This is a genomic window from Leifsonia sp. AG29, assembly GCF_009765225.1.
In the GTDB taxonomy this organism is placed as follows: Bacteria; Actinomycetota; Actinomycetes; order Actinomycetales; family Microbacteriaceae; genus Leifsonia.
On record NZ_VMSF01000001.1, the window covers coordinates 2,916,087 to 2,935,999 of the forward strand.

Annotated in this window: 18 protein-coding genes; 6 read left to right on the plus strand and 12 right to left on the minus strand. The window is 69.1% G+C overall.

What is annotated here, in order from left to right:
* Window positions 1-177 precede the first annotated feature (177 nt).
* The 4 genes from FPT20_RS14130 to FPT20_RS14145 are packed head-to-tail and all read right to left on the minus strand — an operon-like array spanning window position 178 to window position 5,265.
* Window positions 178-921, minus strand: a complete 744-nt coding sequence (locus FPT20_RS14130) for a FadR/GntR family transcriptional regulator (protein WP_158866309.1) — start codon at window positions 919-921, stop codon at window positions 178-180.
* A 44-nt stretch (window positions 922-965) separates the two neighbouring features.
* On the minus strand, window positions 966-2,186 hold the full coding sequence (gene manD / locus FPT20_RS14135; protein WP_158866312.1) for a D-mannonate dehydratase ManD: 1,221 nt from the start codon (window positions 2,184-2,186) through the stop codon (window positions 966-968).
* A complete protein-coding gene (locus FPT20_RS14140; protein ID WP_158866315.1) occupies window positions 2,183-4,492 on the minus strand; it encodes an alpha-amylase family glycosyl hydrolase in 2,310 nt (769 codons plus the stop codon). Before FPT20_RS14140 ends, manD begins: the two co-directional genes overlap by 4 nt.
* On the minus strand, window positions 4,489-5,265 hold the full coding sequence (locus FPT20_RS14145; protein WP_199245813.1) for an SDR family NAD(P)-dependent oxidoreductase: 777 nt from the start codon (window positions 5,263-5,265) through the stop codon (window positions 4,489-4,491). Before FPT20_RS14145 ends, FPT20_RS14140 begins: the two co-directional genes overlap by 4 nt.
* Window positions 5,266-5,407: 142 nt before the next feature.
* Here FPT20_RS14145 and FPT20_RS14150 point away from each other — a divergent pair, with 142 nt between their 5' ends.
* Window positions 5,408-6,046, plus strand: coding sequence for a bifunctional 4-hydroxy-2-oxoglutarate aldolase/2-dehydro-3-deoxy-phosphogluconate aldolase (locus FPT20_RS14150; RefSeq protein ID WP_158866317.1), 639 nt, complete (start codon window positions 5,408-5,410; stop codon window positions 6,044-6,046).
* Window positions 6,043-6,993, plus strand: a complete 951-nt coding sequence (locus FPT20_RS14155) for a sugar kinase (RefSeq protein ID WP_158866320.1) — start codon at window positions 6,043-6,045, stop codon at window positions 6,991-6,993. Before FPT20_RS14150 ends, FPT20_RS14155 begins: the two co-directional genes overlap by 4 nt.
* Here the strand turns inward: FPT20_RS14155 and FPT20_RS14160 are convergent.
* The 5 genes from FPT20_RS14160 to FPT20_RS14180 are packed head-to-tail and all read right to left on the minus strand — an operon-like array spanning window position 6,983 to window position 10,908.
* A complete protein-coding gene (locus FPT20_RS14160; RefSeq protein ID WP_233265539.1) occupies window positions 6,983-7,675 on the minus strand; it encodes a DUF1275 family protein in 693 nt (230 codons plus the stop codon). The two genes, FPT20_RS14155 and FPT20_RS14160, sit on opposite strands and share 11 nt — an antisense overlap.
* Window positions 7,672-8,493, minus strand: a complete 822-nt coding sequence (locus FPT20_RS14165; RefSeq protein ID WP_158866323.1) for an SDR family NAD(P)-dependent oxidoreductase — start codon at window positions 8,491-8,493, stop codon at window positions 7,672-7,674. The genes FPT20_RS14160 and FPT20_RS14165 overlap by 4 nt, the downstream gene beginning before the upstream one ends.
* Before the next feature lie 21 nt (window positions 8,494-8,514).
* Entirely contained in the window at window positions 8,515-9,669 is a 1,155-nt protein-coding gene (locus FPT20_RS14170; protein WP_199245815.1) for a diaminopropionate ammonia-lyase, read from the minus strand.
* Between the two features lie 52 nt (window positions 9,670-9,721).
* Entirely contained in the window at window positions 9,722-10,468 is a 747-nt protein-coding gene (locus FPT20_RS14175; RefSeq protein ID WP_158866328.1) for an SDR family NAD(P)-dependent oxidoreductase, read from the minus strand.
* Window positions 10,465-10,908, minus strand: a complete 444-nt coding sequence (locus FPT20_RS14180; protein ID WP_158866331.1) for a GlcG/HbpS family heme-binding protein — start codon at window positions 10,906-10,908, stop codon at window positions 10,465-10,467. Before FPT20_RS14180 ends, FPT20_RS14175 begins: the two co-directional genes overlap by 4 nt.
* Before the next feature lie 35 nt (window positions 10,909-10,943).
* Here FPT20_RS14180 and FPT20_RS14185 point away from each other — a divergent pair, with 35 nt between their 5' ends.
* Genes FPT20_RS14185 through FPT20_RS14195 form a run of 3 tightly spaced genes read left to right on the plus strand, consistent with a single transcriptional unit; the run spans window position 10,944 to window position 14,306 of the window.
* Window positions 10,944-12,386 (plus strand): gamma-glutamyltransferase, encoded by a 1,443-nt coding sequence (locus tag FPT20_RS14185; RefSeq protein ID WP_158866334.1) that lies wholly within the window; start codon window positions 10,944-10,946, stop codon window positions 12,384-12,386.
* Complete coding sequence (locus FPT20_RS14190; protein ID WP_158866337.1) at window positions 12,383-13,618, plus strand: M20 family metallopeptidase; 1,236 nt, start codon at window positions 12,383-12,385, stop codon at window positions 13,616-13,618. The genes FPT20_RS14185 and FPT20_RS14190 overlap by 4 nt, the downstream gene beginning before the upstream one ends.
* Before the next feature lies 1 nt (window position 13,619).
* A complete protein-coding gene (locus tag FPT20_RS14195) occupies window positions 13,620-14,306 on the plus strand; it encodes a GntR family transcriptional regulator (protein WP_158866340.1) in 687 nt (228 codons plus the stop codon).
* A 33-nt stretch (window positions 14,307-14,339) separates the two neighbouring features.
* On the opposite strand, the gene FPT20_RS14200 is transcribed toward FPT20_RS14195, so the two are convergent.
* The 3 genes from FPT20_RS14200 to FPT20_RS14210 form a co-directional block, all read right to left on the minus strand.
* Window positions 14,340-15,839, minus strand: a complete 1,500-nt coding sequence (locus FPT20_RS14200; protein ID WP_158866343.1) for a flavin-containing monooxygenase — start codon at window positions 15,837-15,839, stop codon at window positions 14,340-14,342.
* 115 nt (window positions 15,840-15,954) lie between these two features.
* A complete protein-coding gene (locus FPT20_RS14205) occupies window positions 15,955-16,782 on the minus strand; it encodes an SDR family NAD(P)-dependent oxidoreductase (protein WP_158866346.1) in 828 nt (275 codons plus the stop codon).
* 10 nt (window positions 16,783-16,792) lie between these two features.
* Entirely contained in the window at window positions 16,793-18,574 is a 1,782-nt protein-coding gene (locus tag FPT20_RS14210) for a glycoside hydrolase family 3 protein (protein WP_158866349.1), read from the minus strand.
* Between the two features lie 67 nt (window positions 18,575-18,641).
* On the opposite strand from FPT20_RS14210, the gene FPT20_RS14215 reads away from it, so the two are divergent.
* Window positions 18,642-19,904, plus strand: a complete 1,263-nt coding sequence (locus FPT20_RS14215) for an MFS transporter (RefSeq protein ID WP_158866351.1) — start codon at window positions 18,642-18,644, stop codon at window positions 19,902-19,904.
* Window positions 19,905-19,913 lie beyond the last annotated feature (9 nt).

Consider the following 19,913-nt stretch of genomic DNA (forward strand, 5'->3'; position numbering starts at 1 on the left):
TACCGGTCCGGCGAGAAGGGTATGGACGAGGCGGGGCAGTTCCGGCTCGAAGTCCACGCACGCCGACGCGAGGTCCTCGTCCGCTCGGAGAGCCGCGCACCAACTCCATGGCCAGGTTCCGGTGCGGGTGCGTGGAATGGGATGCGCTGTCGGTGCTGATCGTGATCGAGTGAGAGCTTATTTCGGGAGGCCGCGAGAGGTGAGGACGTCGAACAGGGTGCGGTCCAGGTCATCGCCGTACAGCTCCAGCGCGAGCTGCAAGTGTCGCCTCATCAGCGAGACGGCCTCCTGAGGATCGCGACGCTTGATCGCCTGCACGATGTCCTCGTGCAACGGATCACCCGCCTCCCGCACGCGGCCGTCGCTGTGGCTGCGGAGCATCAGCTGGTAGATCTGCTCGCTGATCGCCCCGAACATGAGCAGCAGCACGGGATTCCCCGACGCCGCGGTGATCGTCTGGTGGAACTCCAGGTCCGTCCGCGCCTGCGCCTCCAGCGACACGGCGGCGTTGTGCCGACGGAGGGCCTCCTCGATCTCAGCCACGGCGGATTCGTCGGCCCGCGCGGCCAGTTCGACGCTGGCGCTCTCGAGGGCGACACGAGCGGCCACCAGATCACGTGCGGTGGTGCCCGCGCGGGCCGCCGCCCGGGCCATCGGCCGGGAGAGCTCGTCGGGCGCCGGCGGGCGCACATACGAGCCGCGCCCGGGGACGACGGCGATGAATCCGCCTTCGGCCAGGCTGGCGAGGACCTCTCTGATCACCGGACGGCTGACACCGTACTGCAGACACAGCTCACGCTCCGACGGGAGTTGCTGCCCCGGGAACAGCGCCCCGTCGAGGATCTGCGACTGCAGATCCTCGAGGATGTCCGACTTGCGGGGCGGTGCACCCAGCGCCTGCCCCAGATCCGGTCCCGTCATCTCACTCCTAACGATCTCACCGTACCCGCCGCCGTGGCCCGATCTCACCAATCGTGCATGGTCCCGTCCACGAGTCGCGCCACCGGAAGATACGCGGCTCGGTATTCGCTCTCCTCGGCCGCGGCGACGTCGAATTCGACCCCCAGGCCCGGGGCATCGCTCACATGAAGGTGGCCGTCCTGAAAGAAGTGCCCCACCGAGAACAGCTCGAATACCCGCTCGGGATATCCCATGTACTCCTGGATCCCGAAGTTGTGGATCGCCGTATCCAAGTGCAGGGCGGCGGCGAAGCCGACCGGCGAGATGTCGCTCGGGCCGTGAATGCCGGAGCGCACGTTGTACACGCCCGCGTAGTCGAGCAGCTTCTTCATTGCGGTGAGGCCGCCGGCGTGCGTGACGGCGGAGCGCGCGTAGTCGATGAGGCGCTCCTCGAGGAGCGGACCGTAGTCCCAGATCGTGTTGAACACCTCGCCGATGGCTATCGGCGCCGTCGTACTCTGCCGGAGCTGACGGAACAGCTTTGCGTTCTCGGCAGGGGTGGGATCCTCGATCCAGAACGGGTGATACGGCTCAAGCGACCGGGCGAGGCGGGTGGCCTCCGTCGGTGTGAGCCGATGGTGCACGTCGTGCAGTAGAGCGACATCGTCGCCGACATGCTCCCGCACGGCCGCGAAGACCGAGGGAATGTGGAGGAGGTACCGTTCGGTATCCCAGAGCTCCTCGTCGGGACGCTGGAATCCCTGCGCTGGTTCGTACGCCGAGGACGCGCCGGGATCGCTGACGACGCCGTAGGATTTCTCCAGCCCGGGCACACCGACCTGCACGCGCACGGCGGTGAAGCCTTCGTCCATCCGCTGCCGGACCGAGCGGAGCAGTTCTTCCGCGTCCCGCCCCTGCGCGTGACCGTACGCGCGGAGGCGGTTGCGACTCGCCCCGCCGAGCAGCTGGTACAGGGGCATCTCCGCGGCTTTCGCCTTGATGTCCCAGAGTGCAACGTCGACGGCGGCGATCGCCGCCATCGTGATCGGGCCCCGCCGCCAGTAGGCGCCGCGATAGAGGTACTGCCAGGTGTCCTCCGTCGCGAACGCGTCGCGGCCGATGAGCAGTGGCACCAGGTGGTCGCGGAGGTACGACGCCACCGCGAGCTCACGGCCGTTGACGGTCGCGTCCCCGAGACCGACGATGCCTTCATCGGTGTGTACGACGAGGGTGACGTAGTTGCGTCCCGTGCCGGTCACATGCACGTCGGCGCCGGTGATGATCATGCGGGCAGCACTTCGCGCGTCAGGAAGCGAGCCTGGAACGGCTGGAACTCGATCCTCGTGGTGCCGGTCGCGCCCTCGAACCGGTCGCCGCTCAGCGCATCTGTCCACGGGGCCGCTCCCAGAGCCGTCAGCGCCACCTCCGCGGATGCCGCATCGCGCGAAACGTTCACCAGGAGGACCGAGTGCACAACGCCGTTCAGGCTGTGGCTCACCGAGAAGATGTCGGCGGCGACGGACGGCACACCGTAGTGGTGCTCGCCGGAGGCCAGCTCGGGCTGCGACCGACGGAGCCGGTTGACCTGCTCGATGGCATCCTCGAGCCCGACCTCACCGCCCACGAACATCATGTACGGCCCGCCCAGGAGTGCGAACAGTGTCATGAATCCACGCGCCCCGTCCAAGCCGAACTGCTCGCGCCGCCACTTCTCGCCCGGGAGCGGCCACCAGAACGAGTCGTGCGAATCGATGTGGTGCGCCGTGACCGATCCGGGCGGAAGGGACCGGTCGCGACGGTGCATCCACAGGGCGAGCTCCGAGCCGTTGCGTACCCGGCTCTCGGGGTTGTCGCCGCCCGACCCCGCGACCGAGTCCAGCAGCCAGGCCTCGTCGTAGTTGTAGTTGATGTCGAGAGCCTGCCGCCACAGCGGGCCGCTGGGCTCCGTGTACATCATCAACTCGGGATCCTTGTCGTGAAGCGTCTCGCGGAGATGATCGAACAGCTCGACCGCACCGAGCGTCTGCAGTCCCGGCCGGGTGGCGGAACGCGGCGACCAGTTGGGGAACTCGTTGTAGCCGGGCGCATCGAAGCGGAAGCCGTCGATGTCGAGACGGTCGATGAGAGCGATCATCTTGTCCGAGAAGTAGCGCTGCCATCCCGGGTGGGACATGTCGAACGCCTTGGTATAGATGCCGATGATCTTGCCGCGCGAATCGCGGCAGAACCACTCGGGGTGCTCGTCCGCGAGCGCGTGACGCTCGGGCGACCCGGACAGCCAGGCCTCCTCGAAGTCGAGAATGTGGCGACTCCAGGCGAGGTCGTACACCTGCTCGGACGAGATTCCGAGTGCGCGGATCTCGTCGGCCGTCGACGTGATCCGCTCCGCCCAGGGCCCGCGCCTCACCGCGTCGACCACGTCCCGGAAGGACTCCCGATCGATGACCCCGTGCAGAAGAACGTCGAGGATGACCCGCATGCCGTGGTCGTGAGACCAGGCGACGATCCGCCGGATGTCCTCCTCCGCGCCATAGCTGGCGTCGACATCGTCGTAGTCGATCACGTTGTAGCTCGGAAACGGCTGCCGGGGCATGATCTGGATGGTGTCGAAGCCCAGCGCATGGATACGCGGCAGATCTGCGAGGAGGTCGCTCGCCTCCGGATAGGGCGAGTAGGTCCATGTGCCGCCCCCGAAGATGGAGGTGCCGATCTGGGCCTCGTAGATGGTCGCACCGCGGGTCCACGCGGGACGGTCGATGGGGGTCGTGATCCCCGCTCTGCGGTACCAGCGCGAACTGTTGCGGAGGGGGTCCGGATCGACGACCAGGTCGATCGCCACCGTCTCGAAGTCGAGGCGGTTTCCCGGGGCGGCGACTCCCGCGACATTCGTCCAGTACTCCACGCCGGCGGTCTCCTCATCGACGACGAAGGACAGCGCGCCGATCTCGTCGTGCGACCGCGGCCACACGATGACGGACGCGTCGGACGGGGTGTGGGTGAGCGCGATTATCGCGCTGGAGCCGAACACTCCGCCCATCGTCGGCACCGTCGTCGACGGCGCCAGCGCCTCCAGCGGCGCGTCCGACCGGATCGTCGCCCCGGGGATGTCGACCGACCATTCCCCCTTCGCGGCCGTGCGCACCCGGAGGTCGAGCACGAACTCCCGCAGGTCCTCCGCACCCTCCGCCGGCCACCACGACCAGGACCACTCGAGCTGGGGCGTCGACATGCGGAACGTATAGCGGATCTCTCCGGCCCATCCGCTGAGCCGGACCGGGATGGTGAAGACGCGGCCACCGCGCACGAGGCGCGAGGTCGGCTCTCCCGCCGCGACCACGGCGTCGCTGGAGCGGGCGTCATCGTATTCGAGCCGTCCGAGCGGACCGCGGCGATCCTGCCCGCCGGTGAGGAGCAGCGCGGAGGCGATGAGTTCGACCCTCGTCTGCGGCCCGTCCGAACGCGACAGAGCCGTCGGCAGGCCGGTGGTCGCGGAAACGTGAACAGAGAGCGTGGAGAACTCGGACGTCAGGATCAGCTCGCCCTGCTCCGGTTTCGCCGCGCCGGCCGAGGCGCTGCTGGTCGTGGTGGTCATCGGTCGATCTCCTCATCATCCATGGGGTAAAGACTTGCTCCGCCGTCGACCAGGAGTGTCGAACCGGTCATATAAGCGGAAGAGCTGCTCACGAGAAAGGCCACGGCGTCTGCGAATGACTGCGGCGTCTGCAGCTCGCCCAGGGGGACGGCTTTCCGGGCCCGCGCACGGTAGTCGGGTTCGGTCTCCCACTGGTGCAGTGCCATCCCGGCTCCGACGATCCCCGGTGCGACCAGGTTGGCGCGGATACCATGGACGGCCAGCTCGCGGGCGAACGAGCGGGCCAGCGAACGCATCGCCGCCTTCGACGCCGAGTACGGCGCGATCCCGGGCCACGGGACGTCCTGAACCCAAGACGTCGTGAAGATGAGGTTGCCGCGCTGTCCCTCGTCGATCCAGGCACGGCTCGCGGCCTGCGCCAGGGCGAAGGCCGCCAGCGTGTTCGCGCGGAAGACCTCCTCGACGTCCGTCAGGGAGAAGTCGAGGATCGGCGACGACTTGACAATGCCTGCATGCAGGCAGACCACGGTGGGGAGGGCGCCGAAGGCCTGGCTGGCGTCGGTGATGATCTCCGCCGCGCGTCCGTCGGCGGCGTCGCCGGCGACGTAACCGTCGATCGCTTCGAGGTCGCGCTCCACCGTCTCGCGTGGCACGAGGTCGTTGACGACCACGCGAGCACCTTCAGCGGTAAGCGTTTGGGCGGCCTGCCAGCCCAGCGCTCCCAATCCCCCGGTGAGCAGCACGCGCTGCCCCGTCAGATCCAGTCCCGTCACCTGCGACTCCTTGTCTACTGGTCTGACCAGTTTTACAGGCTACGTGCGACCCGAGTCAACGGTGGGTTTGGTCAACGTTGACAGGAGAGCCGGCATCTGTCACTGTTCCGGTAATACCAGACTGACCGGAGCGAATATGTCATTGCCGAAGACGCCTGAATCCGTCGTATCCGGGGTGGTACCCCTCGCCGTACTCGAGTCCCCGAGCGAGGCTGAACGACTGGCGGATGCTCTGGTCTCCGCCGGCGTCGCCCAGGTCGAGGTGGCCCTCCGCTCGGAGGGTGCATGGGAGGCAGCGGCGGCGATACTCGCGCACGGCGGCGTATCGGTCGGCGTCGGCACCGTGACGACCGCCGAGCAGGCGCGGCGGGCCGCGGGCCTCGGGGCCTCCTTCGTGGTGAGTCCCGGCTTCGTGCCCGAGGTCGCGGATGCGGGCGCAGAACTCGAACTCGCGTACATCCCGGGTGTGGCGACGCCGACCGAAGCGATCAGCGCACGAGCCGCCGGGTACGGCCTGCTCAAGGTGTATCCCGTCGAGGCGTTCGGCGGGCTCGCCCTGGTGGAGGCTCTCGCGGCGGTGCTTCCGGGCGTCTGCTTCATGCCGTCCGGCGGAGTGAACGCCGCGGTCGCTCCGCGGTACCTGGCGCACCGCGCCGTCGTGGCGGTCAGCGGCAGCTGGATGGTCCCGCGGCGACTGATCGACGACGGGAACTGGGACGCGATTGCGACGCTGTGCGCTGAAACCCGCGCACTGGTGCGGACCGAGGCGGTGACAGGATGAACCGCATCCACGTCTGCACGCTCGGGGAGACCCTCGGACTGCTCTCGACCGAGGACCCGGTCGGACTCGAGACGGCGACGGCGGCCCGGATCAGCATCGGCGGTGCCGAGTCCAACGTCGCGATCGGCATTCGTCGCCTCGGATTGAACGCCCACTGGATCGGCCGGGTGGGGGACGATTCGCTGGGGCGACGGATCATGCGGGAGCTGCGGGCCGAGGGGGTCACGCTGGGCGCCACTGTCGACCCGGTAGCTCCGACAGCCGTCATGCTCAAGGAGCGGCGCAGCACAGGGCGGACGGCCGTCCACTACTACCGCAGACAGAGCGCAGGGAGCCAGCTGAGCGCTCGCCACGTCGATCCGGGCGTCGTGACGGAGTCGGCCATTCTGCACGTCACCGGCATCACGCCGTCGCTGTCGGCGAGCGCCGAGGAAGCTGTTCTCTTCGCCATGTCGATCGCGAAGGGCGCAAGAAGGACCGTCTCGTTCGACGTGAACCACCGCAACGCTCTGTGGCGAGAGGGTGATCCAAGAGATCTCTACCGGAGGATCGCCTCCGCCAGCGACATCGTCTTCGCCGGCCTGGAGGAAGCCGCCCTCCTCCTGGGCGAGGAGCTCGCACCGGAGGAGGCCTGTGAACGGATCGCCGCACTCGGGCCCCGCCAGGTGGTGATCAAGCTCGGCGCGCTCGGCGCGCACGCCCTGATCGGAGGCGTCCATTTCGACAGCCCGGCTCTCTCGGTCACCGTCGTGGACTCGGTCGGTGCGGGGGACGCGTTCGTCGCCTCCTACCTGTACGGCGTCCTGATGGCCTGGGACCCCGAGGCTCGACTCGCCGCCGCCAATCGCGCGGGTGCCATCGCCTGCACCGTCCCTGGTGACTGGGAGAGCCTCCCCAGGTTGGAGGACATCCTCGTCGATGCTTCCGGCGACCCCGTCATGCGGTGACGGCGGAGCGCCGCCCGAGCGAGTGACCGGCCAGGCAGCACCCGGCCGTCACTGCGATCGCCGCACTCAGGGCGATTCCGAGCCCGAAGCGGAGCAGAAGCGCACCGACAGCGGCTCCCGCCAGCAGCAGCACGATGGCGGCGGCGCGGCGCGGCCACGGCTGACCGGCACGGGCTCCGAACCACGAGTCCGCCGCCATCCCGGTGATCGTCGACGTCACCACGACCGTGGTCACGTCCTTGACCGCGACATGCCGTGCCGCGGCGGCCTGCATGCCCATGGCGGCGGCCAGCATGGCGGTGACGGCGAACGCCCAGCTCTGCTCATGCGGCCGCCACAGCGCGACCCCCGTCGCGACGACGAGCAGAGCGGCCACGGCGGCCAGCAGCCAGGAGACGCGGATGTCCCAGCCGGGCACTGCGCCTCGCAGTCCGCGTCCGCCGATCGCGGCACCGAGCATGAACGCTCCCAGGGCGATGAGCGGCCCGATGACCGGCAGCCGGTTGGCGCCGGTGAGCGCCATTCCCAGGATCACGACATTACCGGTCATGTTGCCGGCGAAGACCTTGTCGAGGCCCAGGTATCCTACCGCGTCCACGATCCCCGTGGAGAACGTCAGGGCGAGCATCACGCCGAGATGCGCCCGGGCCGGCTCGGGACGAGTCCGGCGGCGCGCGCTCACCCGACCTGCCAACCGCCGTCGAGGACGAACTGCTGACCGGTGATGTACGAGCTCCGCTCGGAGGCCAAGAAGACGAAGAGCTGGGCCACCTCGTCCGGCGTGCCGAGGCGCCCCAGGGGGATCCGCTCCAGGAAGCGGCCGCGCTCCGCCTCAGCCGAGGTTCCCCGCTCCACCGCCCGCTCTTCGAAGAGCGTGTCGAGCATCCGGCTCTCGATCTGACCGGGACACACGCAGTTGACCCGGATGCCGGCCGGTGCCAGATCTCCGGCGAGGCTCTGGGCGAGGCCTATCACGCCGAACTTGGTGGCGGAGTAGGCGGCATTCCCTGCCCCGCCCCGGACGCCGAACAGCGACGAGGTGAAGGTGATGGAACCGGTCACCGACCCGTCCACCATCCGTTGGGCGAACGCTTTCGCCGTGATGAACGAGCCCGTCAGGTTGACTCGGATGGTGCGGTCCCATTCCGCCTGGGACAGCCCCAGGGCATGGGCGTGCGAGAGCAGCCCCGCGTTGACCAGGACGGTGTCGCAGACCCCGAACTCTGCGGTCACGCGGTCCGCCACCTCGTCGACGGCAGCTGCGTCGCTGACATCCACGGTCACGGCGAGCGCATCGATTCCCGTCTCAGACCTGACCTCGGCTGCGAGTTCCTCGGTGGTCTTCGGATCGAGGTCCGCGATGACGAGGCGCGCCCCTTCCTCGGCGAACCGCCACACCAGGCTTCGGCCGAGATGCCCGGTCGCGCCGGTCACCAAAGCGGTTCGGCCGCGGAGCTCCCCTGTGCTCTCCGTGGATGCCTCTTCAACTGTCGTGGTCATGTCTTCTCCTTCACGGTCCAGTCAGATGCGGTTCGTGCCCGTGCGGTCGTGGCGCAACGCCGCCTGCGACGCCGTCGTCTCCGGCGACTCGCCGACCTGGAGCCGGTAGTTGACGGGGTCGGTGGCCGCTTCGGTGTTGAAGACCAGCACGGTCGAGTCCGGCCCGAGGCCGAGGGCTGCCCGCTGGTCGTCGTCCAGGGCGAGCAGGGCGGCGAGCCCCGCAGCTCCGGATTCGCCGGACACCACCCCGGCGTCGGCGAGAGTCCGCATGGCGCGGTGCGTATCGTCGTCGTCGACGGTGGCGTACGCGACGGCGAGGGAGTACACCACGGGCCAGGCGAGCTCAGACGGAAGTCCACAGTTCAGGCCCGCCATCGTCGAGGTGTGCGGGCCCGGGGCCGCGACCATGCGGCCCTCCTCGGCGGAGCGCATCAGGCAGTTCGCCCGCGTGGGCTCGACAATGACACCGACGGGCATCGCGCCGTCCGTCCGGTCGTAGTGCTGCAGGGCGGAAGTGGCGAAGGCGCCGACGCCGGCCTGCAGGAACACGTGGCTCGGGCGGGCGCGGCCGGTCGCCGCCAGACGTTCGTCGACCTCTTCGAACAGGGTCGAGTAGCCGTTGATGACGTCGGTGGGCGTCTCGACGTATCCCGGCCACGATGTGTCGGAGATGACGAGCGAGTCGCGGTCCTCCTCGCGCGCAGCGCGGATGATGGCGTCGTCGTACGACCCGGGCACCACCTCGACGCTCGCGCCCTCGCTCTCGATGCCGCGGATGCGGGCGTCAGCGGTGCCTTCCGGCACATAGATGTCGCACGCGAGGCCGAGCAGCCGAGCCATCCGCGCCACGCTGCGGCCGTGGTTGCCGTCCGTCGCTGCGACCAGCCGGCGTGGCGGCCCGGTTTGCACCAGGGCGGCGAGGCCGTCGAGCGAGAGAGGGGTGTCCTGGCTCCCCCAGCTGCGGCGGATCGCCCGGGCCGTGGCCCAGGAGGCGCCCAGCATCTTGAACGCGGGCAGGCCGAGGCGCTCGCTCTCGTCTTTCACCAGCACCTCGGCAATACCGAGCTGCCGGGCGACCTGCGGGAGGGAGTAGAGCGCGGTGGGCTCGTAGCCGGGCAGCGATTCATGGAACCGCCGGGGGTCTCCCTCCGCGACGGCGGGGAGTGAAGCCCTCATCCTCGTCGCCTCTGTCTTCGCTAGACGAAGTGTCATGTCGTTCCTCTTCCGGTCAGACGGCGGAGTATCCGCCGTCGACGATCAGTGCTTGGCCGGTCATGTATGCGGACGCCTCCGATGCGAGGAAGGCGACGGCCCCCGAGAAGTCCTCCGGCGTCCCCTGCCGGCGCAGCGGGATGCGGGAGACCAGTTCCTGCTCCGCCCGGGTCGGGTCTGGTTGGCTGCTCCAGAACGGGTCATTGAACGCCGTCTCCACCCACCCGGGAAGCAGCGCGTTCGCCGTGATCCCCCACGGCCCCCATTCGTCGGCCAGCGCGCGAATCAGGCCGAGCAGTCCGGACTTGGTGGCGTGATACGCGGGCATCCCCGCGTGCCCGCGCAGAGCACCCGTCGAACTCGTGACGATGAAGCGGCCGGCGGCCGACGCCTTCAGCGCACTATCAGCGGCCACGGCCGTGAGGAACGGCCCGCTGAGATTGACGGCGACCGATCGGCCCCAGTCCGCGGTGGTCCATTCCGGGAGCGGATGCGAGATGAGCACGCCCGCGTTGTAGAAGACGACGTCGATCGTTCCGCCGCCGAGCTCGCTCGCATACGCCACGGCTCCGCGCGGGATGTCCGGGTCGGCGAGGTCCGCCTCGATCGCGAAAGCGTCGGGACCGAGGTCCTCCGCCGCGAGGGCGCGCGCGGAGTCGAGGTTCCGGTCGGCGATAACGACCCGGTGGCCGGCGCCCCGGAGCGCACGAACCCCGGCCGCGCCGATGCCGGTCGCGCCGCCCAAGACAAGCGCGACGCTCACGGCGTGGTCTCCAAACCCAGAGAGCGTGCCACTGCGGTGGCGATCTCCTCGTCGACGGCGCTCGCGGTCCCGGATACCCCGACAGCACCGACAAGCGATCCGGCCGCGAACAGCGGCACTCCCCCCGCGACGGGCGTGATCCGGCCCTGCAACGCGCCGGCGAGTCCCCAGTCGGAGCCGCCCGGAGCGGTCGACGCCGACCAGCGGGAGGATGGCGCGGAGAAGGCCACAGCGGTGAAGGCCTTGGTGAAGGCAAGCTCGGACGCCGGCAGCTGTGCCGCGTCGAGGCGCAGGGAAGCGACGACGGACCCGCTTCTGTCCACGACGCACACCGCCAGGGCCAGCCCCCGACCGGCGCACTCCGTGCGAAAACCGTCGATGAGTGCACTGGCCAGCGGTTCGCTCATATCCGCGACGAGCCGCGGTTCGGGATGCGTCATCTCGATTCCTCCACAATTTTGTATAAACTATACGCATGGATCAACACGTCGCAAGCGGAGGCGCTGTCGCAGCCGCACACCCCGCGGCGGTGCAGGCCGCTCTCGACACCTACGGACGGGGCGGCACAGCTGTCGACGCGGCGATCGCCGCGCAGGCCGTCATCACCGTGGTCATGCCGGAGGCCGCCGGTCTGGGGGGCGACATGCTGGCCCTCGTCCACCGCAACGGCGAGCCGCTCACGGCCATCAGCGGCATCGGCTCCACCCCAGCGGCCGCCCCCGAGCGCTGGCTCACGGACGGCGGCTCGTCGGTCACCGTCCCGGGCCTCGTCAACGGCTGGTTCGCCCTGCACGAACGGGGCGCCCGCCTGCCGATGTCCGCGCTGCTGGAGCGGGCGGTGACGCTCGCCCGGTCGAGTCCCGTCGAGGATTCCCTCCTCGAGACCGTCGGAGCGCACGCGCGGCGTATGCGGCAGTACGGCGCCTCCGCCTGGCCTCTGCTGTGGCTCCGCCCGGGTGACGACTGGCGCCAGCCTCGGCTCGCGGCCGCGCTCGAAGCGATCGGATCCGATGGGCCGGACGCCTTCTACACCGGCGATTCCGCGGCGGCGATCGTCGCCGCTGTGGCCGCGACCGGCGGATCGCTCTCCGCCGCAGACCTCGCTGAGAATCGGGCTCAGGTGGCCTCGCCGGTCACCGTCCCGTGGGGTTCCGGCCTCCTGGCCGTCCAGCCGCCGCCCAGCCAGGGAGTGCTGCTGGCGATGTGCGCCGAATGGCTGCAGGCCCAGTCCGACGCCCCGACGGATCACATCCTGATCGAACTCCTGGAAGCGGTCTTCGCTTCTCGATCGCAGGCGGCCAGCCGCGGCAGGGAACTCCTGGGCCAGACGCTGGCCGTCGACCCCGAGCGCGCATCGCTACGGGGAGGTCCGCGCGCGTATCTCCACACGGCCGGAGTGGCGACAGTCGATCGCGAGGGCACCGTCGTCTCATCGCTGGTCAGTGTGTTCGACGACTTCGGCTCCGGTGTCTACGTGCCCGAGCTCGGCATCGTGCTCAACAACCGCGCGGGCGGCTTCACGGACGGCGACAACGCGCCCGCACCCTCCGCCTTCCCGGTGCACACTCTGGCGCCGTCGATGCTGATCGACGACTCCGGACGCGCGGTGGCGCTCGCCACCCCGGGCGCGGACGGGCAGATCCAGACGCTGCTGCAGGTGCTCGCCGCGCACCGGTACCACAGGGCCTCCTGGTCGGAGGCGGTCCAGCGACCCCGGTGGCGCGGCCAGAGCGGCGAAATCCTCGTCGAATCACGGCATCCCGCCATCGCGGATCTCGACCGGCGCGGTCATCGCGTCGTGCCGACGCCTGATGCCGCGGATGTGTTCGGCGGAGTCGTCATCGCCGGCCTCGGCGCCGACGGCCCTTTCGCGGTGGCGGACCCTCGACGGAACGTGCGATCAGGAGAGACGGTATGAACGAGATCGACCAGTGGGACCGGATCATGTCGGATGCGGAGGGCGAGCGGGAGTCTCTGGTCGATCTCTGCCGACGGCTCGTGGCGGCCGTCAGCGTCAATCCCCCGGGCGACACGCGCGGCGCCGCGGCGGCCGTCACCGATTTCCTGACAGCGCGAGGCATCGTGTCCGAACAGGTCGCGGCGGTTCCGACGATGCCGTCGGTCGTCGCAACCGTCGATTCGGGGCGCCCGGGGCCGCACTTGGTCTTGAACGGGCACCTGGACACCATGCCCGCCGGCGAGGAACGACTCTGGAGCGTCGACCCGTACACCCTGACCCGCGTGGACGGCCGCCTCTACGGCCTGGGCATGGGGAACATGAAGGGCGGCGTCGCCGCGCTGGCGCACGCGCTCGACCTCCTCAACCGCAGTCGCGAGACCTGGACCGGACGGGTCACGTTGACCGCGGTCAGCGACGAGGTCGCCTTCGGAGACCACGGCGCCGCGCACCTGCTGGCGACCCGGTCGGATCTGCAGGCGGACGCCCTGCTCTGCGCCGAGGGCCCCGGCTTCCGGCGGCTCGCGATCGGCGAGAAGGGCCTGGTCTGGCTGCGACTGGAGGTCGCCGCCGACGGGGGGCATTCCTCAGCCGCTAGCCGCGGGACATCGGCGGCGGCCCGCCTCTCCGCCGCCGTCACCGCTATCGACGGACTCACCGGTATCCGCGGGCGGCTCCCCGGCATCCCTCTTGCCGACGAGGGGTCCTCTCTCGAGCTCACGGCGAATGTCGGCACGCTGGAGGCAGGCACCTTCATCGGACAGATCGCCGTTTCCGGAGCGGCGGAGATGGACCTCCGCATCCCGCCCGGCATCACCGCGGCAGAAGCGGAGGAGCTGACCCGCGGGGCGATCGCCCGCGCCATTCCGGATGCCGACTTCACGCTGACCCGCATCAAGGGCTGGGACCCGAACGCCACGTCGCCCGACAGTAGGCTCGGCCGCGCCTTCCGAGCAGCGTGGGGAAAGCTTTTCGGAGGCGGCCCCGAGTACACCATCCGTCTGCCCGCCAGCGACGCCAGCCGGTGGCGCGCGCTCGGCACCGACGCCCTGTGCTTCGGCCCTCAGCCGACCCACTCCGCGGGCATCGACGACTACGCCGACGAGGACGAAGTCATACGGTGCACCGCACTGTACGCCGCGACCGCTCTCGCCTATCTTGGCGGCACGTCCCCGACAGGCGAAGATGGGTAGCGTGACACTTCAGCTCCCGCCATCCTCCGCAGATGCGGTGGTCGGCGGCACCCTCCCGGCTCAGATCCACGGGCTGCTCGAAGAGGCCATCATCGCCGGAGAGATCCCCCCAGGAACGCGGCTGCGCGCCGACGATATCGCCGCTCGATATGGGATCAGCCGCATCCCGGTGCGCGAAGCGTTGAGCGCCCTCTCGGCCGCCGGCTGGGTCGACATCCGCCCCCGCTACGGCGTCTATGTGCGGGATCGCAGCCGCGAGGAGCTCGTCGAACTCTTCGAAGCCCGCGCCGCGATCGAGGAGGAGCTCGCCCGGCTGGCGGCCTCGCGGCGCGATCAGGACGACCTCAGCCGCATGGAGGATATCGTCGGCGCCAGCACGACGGCCGCGGTGGAGACGGACGCGCGAGCTCTCAACCTGGCGGCGGAGCAGTTCAATGTCGCCCTTCGCCGGGCATCGAAGAACTCCGTGCTGAGCGCCGTCTCACTGCTCCTGGAGAAGCGTGCGCGCTTCTACTTCGCCCCCGTGGCCGACCGGCTGGGCGGCGAATGGGCGACGGGTCAGCGCCGCCTGCTCGAACTGATCCGCAAACAGGACGTGTCTGGCGCGGCCGCCTCCGCCCGCCGCCACGTGACCGAGACCGGGGAGGCGGTCGCCTCCCTGCTCTCGTCGGACGCCTTCACCCGCTAGTCGGGAGCCGCGCCCGGCTGCGCTCGAGCCGGTCTAGTGACCTGCTGCACCTTCGCCCGACAGTGCAGTGGCGGCCTCGCGGCGGTGGAGGGTGGCGCCCCGTGGGCGCACGTCGTAGTCGCTCCAGCGCACCCGCCGGGTCAGCCACCAGTACGCTGTGGCGAGCCCGGGCCAGTTCTGGGTGTTGCGGCCGGACGGGGTCGTGTACCAGTTCGTGCAGCCGGTCAGCCACACGCTGCGCGATGACCGGCGCTGGAGAGCGCGATTGAACCGCTCGGTCGCAGCGCGCGTCACGCTCACCGCTGCCGGGCCCTGGCGGAGCCAGCGCTTGGCGAACAGCGTGATGTAGTCGGCCTGCCACTCGAGGAAGGTCAGCACCGAGTTCCAGGCCGGGTTCGAGTTCGGCCCGTACATCACGAAGAAGTTCGGGAACTCGGGCACGCTCACCCCGAGATAGGCCTGCGGTTCGTCCCCCCAGACCTCGGCGAGGTTCGCCCCGTCGACGCCGATGACCTCCACGCCGTGCAAGAACGACCGGGTCTGGAACCCGGTCCCCAGAACCAGGACGTCGGTGGGTACCCGTCGGCCGTCGGACGCGACCACCTCGTGCTCGGTCAGGGCGCCGACTTCGGAGCCCACGAGTTCGACGTTGTCGCGACCGAGGGCCGAGTACCAATCGTTCGACACCAGGATGCGCTTGCACCCGAGTCGGTCAGACGGGAGGACCTGCTGCCGCAGCGCGGGGTCGCCGACTTGCTCCTGCACGTAACGGCGGAAAGCGCCCTCCTGCTTGGTCAGCAGGGAGGGCCAGCGAGTGAGACGCGGTGTGAACCACTCCTTCTGTGCGTACGAGATCGCGCGCTGCAGGCGGGCGACCCGAGGCGATACAGCGGCCGAATAGGCATGATCGTCCTTGGACAGCACGTATCCCGGCGAACGCTGCAGCACCGTGACCCGGCCGGCCACCTCGGCGATCGCAGGAACAACCTGGACGACGCTGGCTCCCGAGCCGACCACCGTGACGCTTCGACCATCGAGCTCGACCGAGTCGTCCCAGGCCGACGTGTGGAACACACGACCCCGGAACTGCGCGGCTCCGGGAATGGTCGGGATGTGCGGTGTGCTCATCTGGCCGGTGGCGGTGACCACCATGTCGGCCTCGAAGGTCGCACCCGAGGCGAAGGCGAGTCGCCAGACGCCGGCCTCCGCGTCCCAAGCGGCCTTGTCCAGCGACTCGCCGAAACGGATCAGGCCGTCGAGGCCGAGGCGCCGGACAGTGTCCTGGATGTAGCGGTGGATCTCGGGCTGCGGCGCGAACTTGCGGCTCCAGTCGAACTTCTGGGCGAAAGAGAAGGAGTAGAGGAACGACGGCACATCGCATGCCGCGCCGGGATAGTGGTTGTCGCGCCACACGCCTCCGACGCTGTCCGCGCGCTCGAACACGGTTACCTGAGCGCCCGCAGCGCGAAGCCGATATGCCGCTGCGATGCCTGCGAAGCCCGCCCCGATGATCGCTACCCGAAGTGAAGCCACCCGACTCTCCTCTCTAATAATTTATACGATAAGCGAGGAACCGTCTCCGGTGCAAGTGGGAAAGCGATCATGCCAGCGATGCGGGCGCCCCCGTCCACGGGGCGCCCGCGCCGCGTCACATCCGATTGAGTCCGGCCTGTCGGCTCACCATCGCGTCCCAGGTGCCGATGGGCAAGGAGCGCCGGAGGAACGGCATCACGTGCGCCACCGGCCCCACCTTGTAGCGGGCCCGTGGTCGCGTCGCCGACGCCGCCCTCACCACCACGGCCGCGACCTGCTCGGGCTTCAACAGGGCACGGCTGTCACGCATGTTCGCATACGTCTCGGCCATATGCTCCGCGGCGCCGCGGTAGGGACTCTCCTCCGCGACCACGACATTCGCCGCGGAGTCCGCCATCGGTGTCCTGACTGGTCCGGGCTGGACCAGGGCCACCTTCACCCCGAAAGGCTTCGCCTCGGCGCGCAGGGCATCGGTCAGCGCCTCGACTGCGTACTTGCTCGCGTGGTAGGCGCCGCCGAGAGGGGTGGTGAATTCACCCCCCATCGAGCCGATGTTGATGATCGTTCCCCCGCCTTGTCGTCGCATCACCGGCAGCGCGGACCGAGCGAGCGCCGCCGGACCGATGACATTGGTAGCCAGGATCGACTCCCACAGCTCATCGGAGGTCTCCTCGATCGGGGCGAGCGGCCCGTAGCCCGCGTTGTTGATGAGGACGTCGAGCCGGCCGTGACGCGAGACGACGTGCTCCACCGCATTGGCACGGGACTCGGCGTCGGTCACGTCGAGTGCGATCGTGTCGGCGCCGGCGTCGTGCAAAGGGATCAGCGCCGGGGTGTTCCGGGCCCCTGCGACCACCGTCGCCCCCCGTGTCAGCAACTGCAGGGCGGTGGCGCGTCCAATGCCGGATGAGGCGCCCGTGATGAGGACGACGCGGTTGAGCATGACGTTTCTCCTATCTCTTGTCGGCGTCCGAGCTCGCACGCAGCTCGGCGGCGTGTCCAAATCGGAACAGGGGGTTGATCGTGTCGAACGGAACATCGGGTCGGGAGGCGCGGACGGCGTCCATTGAGCGGGGCAGATCGAACGGGAGGCGTCCACGCGGCTCGCGGTGGCCGAACAGCACAGCAGCGGCAGCGGCATCGTCAGCTCCGAAATCGGCGACGACGGCGGCGGCGACGGGGAGGATCGGGGTGAGGATGGCGGGACGATCGAGGTACACCTGCACCACCGTGGGCACCGTCTCGCACAAGCGCCGGATGCGAGCGATCTCCTCCTCGGGGAAGTCGAGGGAACCGGCGTGGAAGTACGCCTCCACCCCTTCGGTGCGCTGCTCGAACGGCGCGTGGATGCGCAGGATCGCGACGTCCGCCTCCTCCGGCGAGGCGACGACCTCGGCATACTCTGTCACCGCGGCTGGCGCGATCCCCTCGGTGTAGACCCGGTATCCCGGGCGCAACGGAAGCAGGCCCGGGTTGGCGATCACCGTCATGGCCTCGCTCTGCGCCTGATGTCCCGCATACATCGCTGGACGCGCGCCAACGATCGCGTCTGCGGCACCCGCATCGACGAAGGGGTCGGCGAACAGACCCATCCGGTACTTCTCGCGGAGGATCCGCCGCGCGGACTCATCGACGCGGCTCTCGGACACTCGCCCGCGATCCACGAGCTCGAGGAGTAGATCGGTGCACACCTCACCGCCGATCTGGTCGACGCCGGCGTCGATGATCTTCAGTAGTCGGCTCGCCCGATCGAGCTGCTCGACACCCCAGGCACGCGCCGGCATCGGCACGCCCATGACATCCATGTCGGTGATGAGGCCCCAGTCGCTGCAGACGATGCCGTCGAAACCGAGTCGTTGGCGCAAGAGCCCGGTGATCACGGACCGGTTGAAGCCGAAACCGACCTCTTCGTGTTCCGTGCCGACAGGCATGCCGTAGTACGGCATCACCTGGGAGGCGCCCGCATCGAGAGCCTCCTGGAAAGGGCGCAGGTGGTGTTCGAACATGCCGCCGGGGTATATCTGCTCGCGCCCGTAGGGGAAGTGGGGATCCTCCCCGTCGCGCTGAGGGCCGCCGCCGGGGAAGTGCTTGATCATCGCAGCAACGGATTCGGGGCCCATGACCGGGCCTTGCAGTCCGCGGACGTATGCGGCGCCCAGCTTCGACACGAGCGTGACATCCTCGCCGAAGGTGTGGTTTGCGCGCGCCCATCGCGGTTCCGTCGCCAGGTCGATCTGTGGGTGAAGGGCGACGCGGATGCCGACCGCGAGATACTCCCGACGCATCGTGTCCGCGAATTCGAACGCGCGCTCCTCCGAGCCGATGGCTCCGAGACCGAGCGGTTCGGGCCACTGGGAGAAGGGGCCGGCCATCGCGGCGGTGGCGGGGTTGTCCGAGAAGGCGTGCCTGGGATCGGTCGAGAACGTCACCGGGACGGGGATCTCGGCGCGAACCGCGATCCGCTGCACCTCGTTGTGCCATTCGGCGAATTCGCCGGCAGTCGGGGTCGTGCCGACGACATTGAAGTGGGTGATGCGCCGCTCTTCGATGAGCTCGCGGATCGACGGGAGGGAGAAGAACTGGTTGGGCTCGTCGATCGCGCCGGCCACGACAGGAGCGTGGAACAGCAGGCCGATCTTCTCTCGCAGCGGCATCGTCGCGAGGAGGGCGTCTGCGGACCGGGTGGCTGCGTCGTCTGCCGGACCGAAGGTTGAAATAAGGTCTGTAGCTGTCATGATGAAAACTATACATTTGGAAAGCAGTGACGTACAGTTTCTTTCCAACCCGATTCAGGAGGTAATCATGACAACGACGTCCGCCACCGCTCCGGATATCCCGGCCGACCCGCAGACGCCCCCCGCCCGGCTCCGACGACTCTTCCGCTGGATCATCCCGACGACCGTCTCTGTTCACATCATCTGGGGCGCCGTGGCGGCCCTGCTCCTTCCTCTGCAGGTCCAGCAGCTGGACCCGGCAGCGAAGGTGTCGAATCTGGCCATCATCTCGGCGATCGGCGCCACCGTGGCGATGGTCGCCCAGCCGATCGCCGGCACCATCTCCGACCGGACCCGCAGCCGATTCGGCCGGCGGGCACCGTGGATGGTCGGCGGCGCGTTGTGCGGCGGCTTGGCCCTGGTGGGCATGTCATTCGCGAACACGCTGCTTCCCCTCGTGATCGCGTGGGTGATCGTCCAGATCTCCTACAACTTCGCGCAGGGGCCGCTGAGCGCGGTCATGCCGGATCGCGTCCCGCGCGCACGACGCGGCACCTTCTCCGCCCTGATGGGCGTCGGCGTCATGTTGGGCGCGCTGGGCGGTCAGGTCGTCGGCGCGGCTCTGTCGTCCAACATCCCGCGGGCGTACCTGATCCTGTCGGGACTCGCGATCACCATGCTGACCCTCTTCGTCGTGTTCAATCCCGACCGCTCGAGCCGCGACGACGTCCATCCCCCGTTCCGGCTGAAGGATTTCCTCAACACCTTCTGGGTCAGTCCGCGGCGCCACCCCGACTTCTTCTGGGCGTTCCTCGGCAGACTGCTCCTCTACACGGGCTACTTCGCGGTGACCGGATACCAGCTGTACATCCTGCAGGACTTCGTCGGTCTGGGATCCGGCGCTGTGGCGCTGGTTCCGGTTGCCGGCATCATCAGCGTCGCCTGCATGATCATTGCGACCGCCGTGTCGGGCCCCATCTCCGACCGGTTGCAGCGTCGCAAGGTCTTCATCATCATCGCGTCGGTCGTCATGGGAGTCGCCTTCCTCATCCCGGTCGCTCTGCCCAGTGTGACAGGGTGGATCATCTTCTCGGCGCTGTCGGGCCTGGGCTTCGGGGTGTTCCAGGCTGTCGACACAGCCGTCATGAGCGAGGTGCTCCCGTCGGTCGACTCGTTCGCGAAGGACCTGGGCGTGGTCAACATCGCCGCGACGCTCCCCCAGGCCGTCGCCCCCGCTCTCGCGGGGGCGGTGGTCGCCGGGCTGGGCGGCTACATCGCCCTCTTCCCGGTTGGCTTGGTGCTCGCGGTCGCCGGTGCGCTCGCGATCCTCCCGATCCGCGCGGTGAGGTAGGAAGGCGCA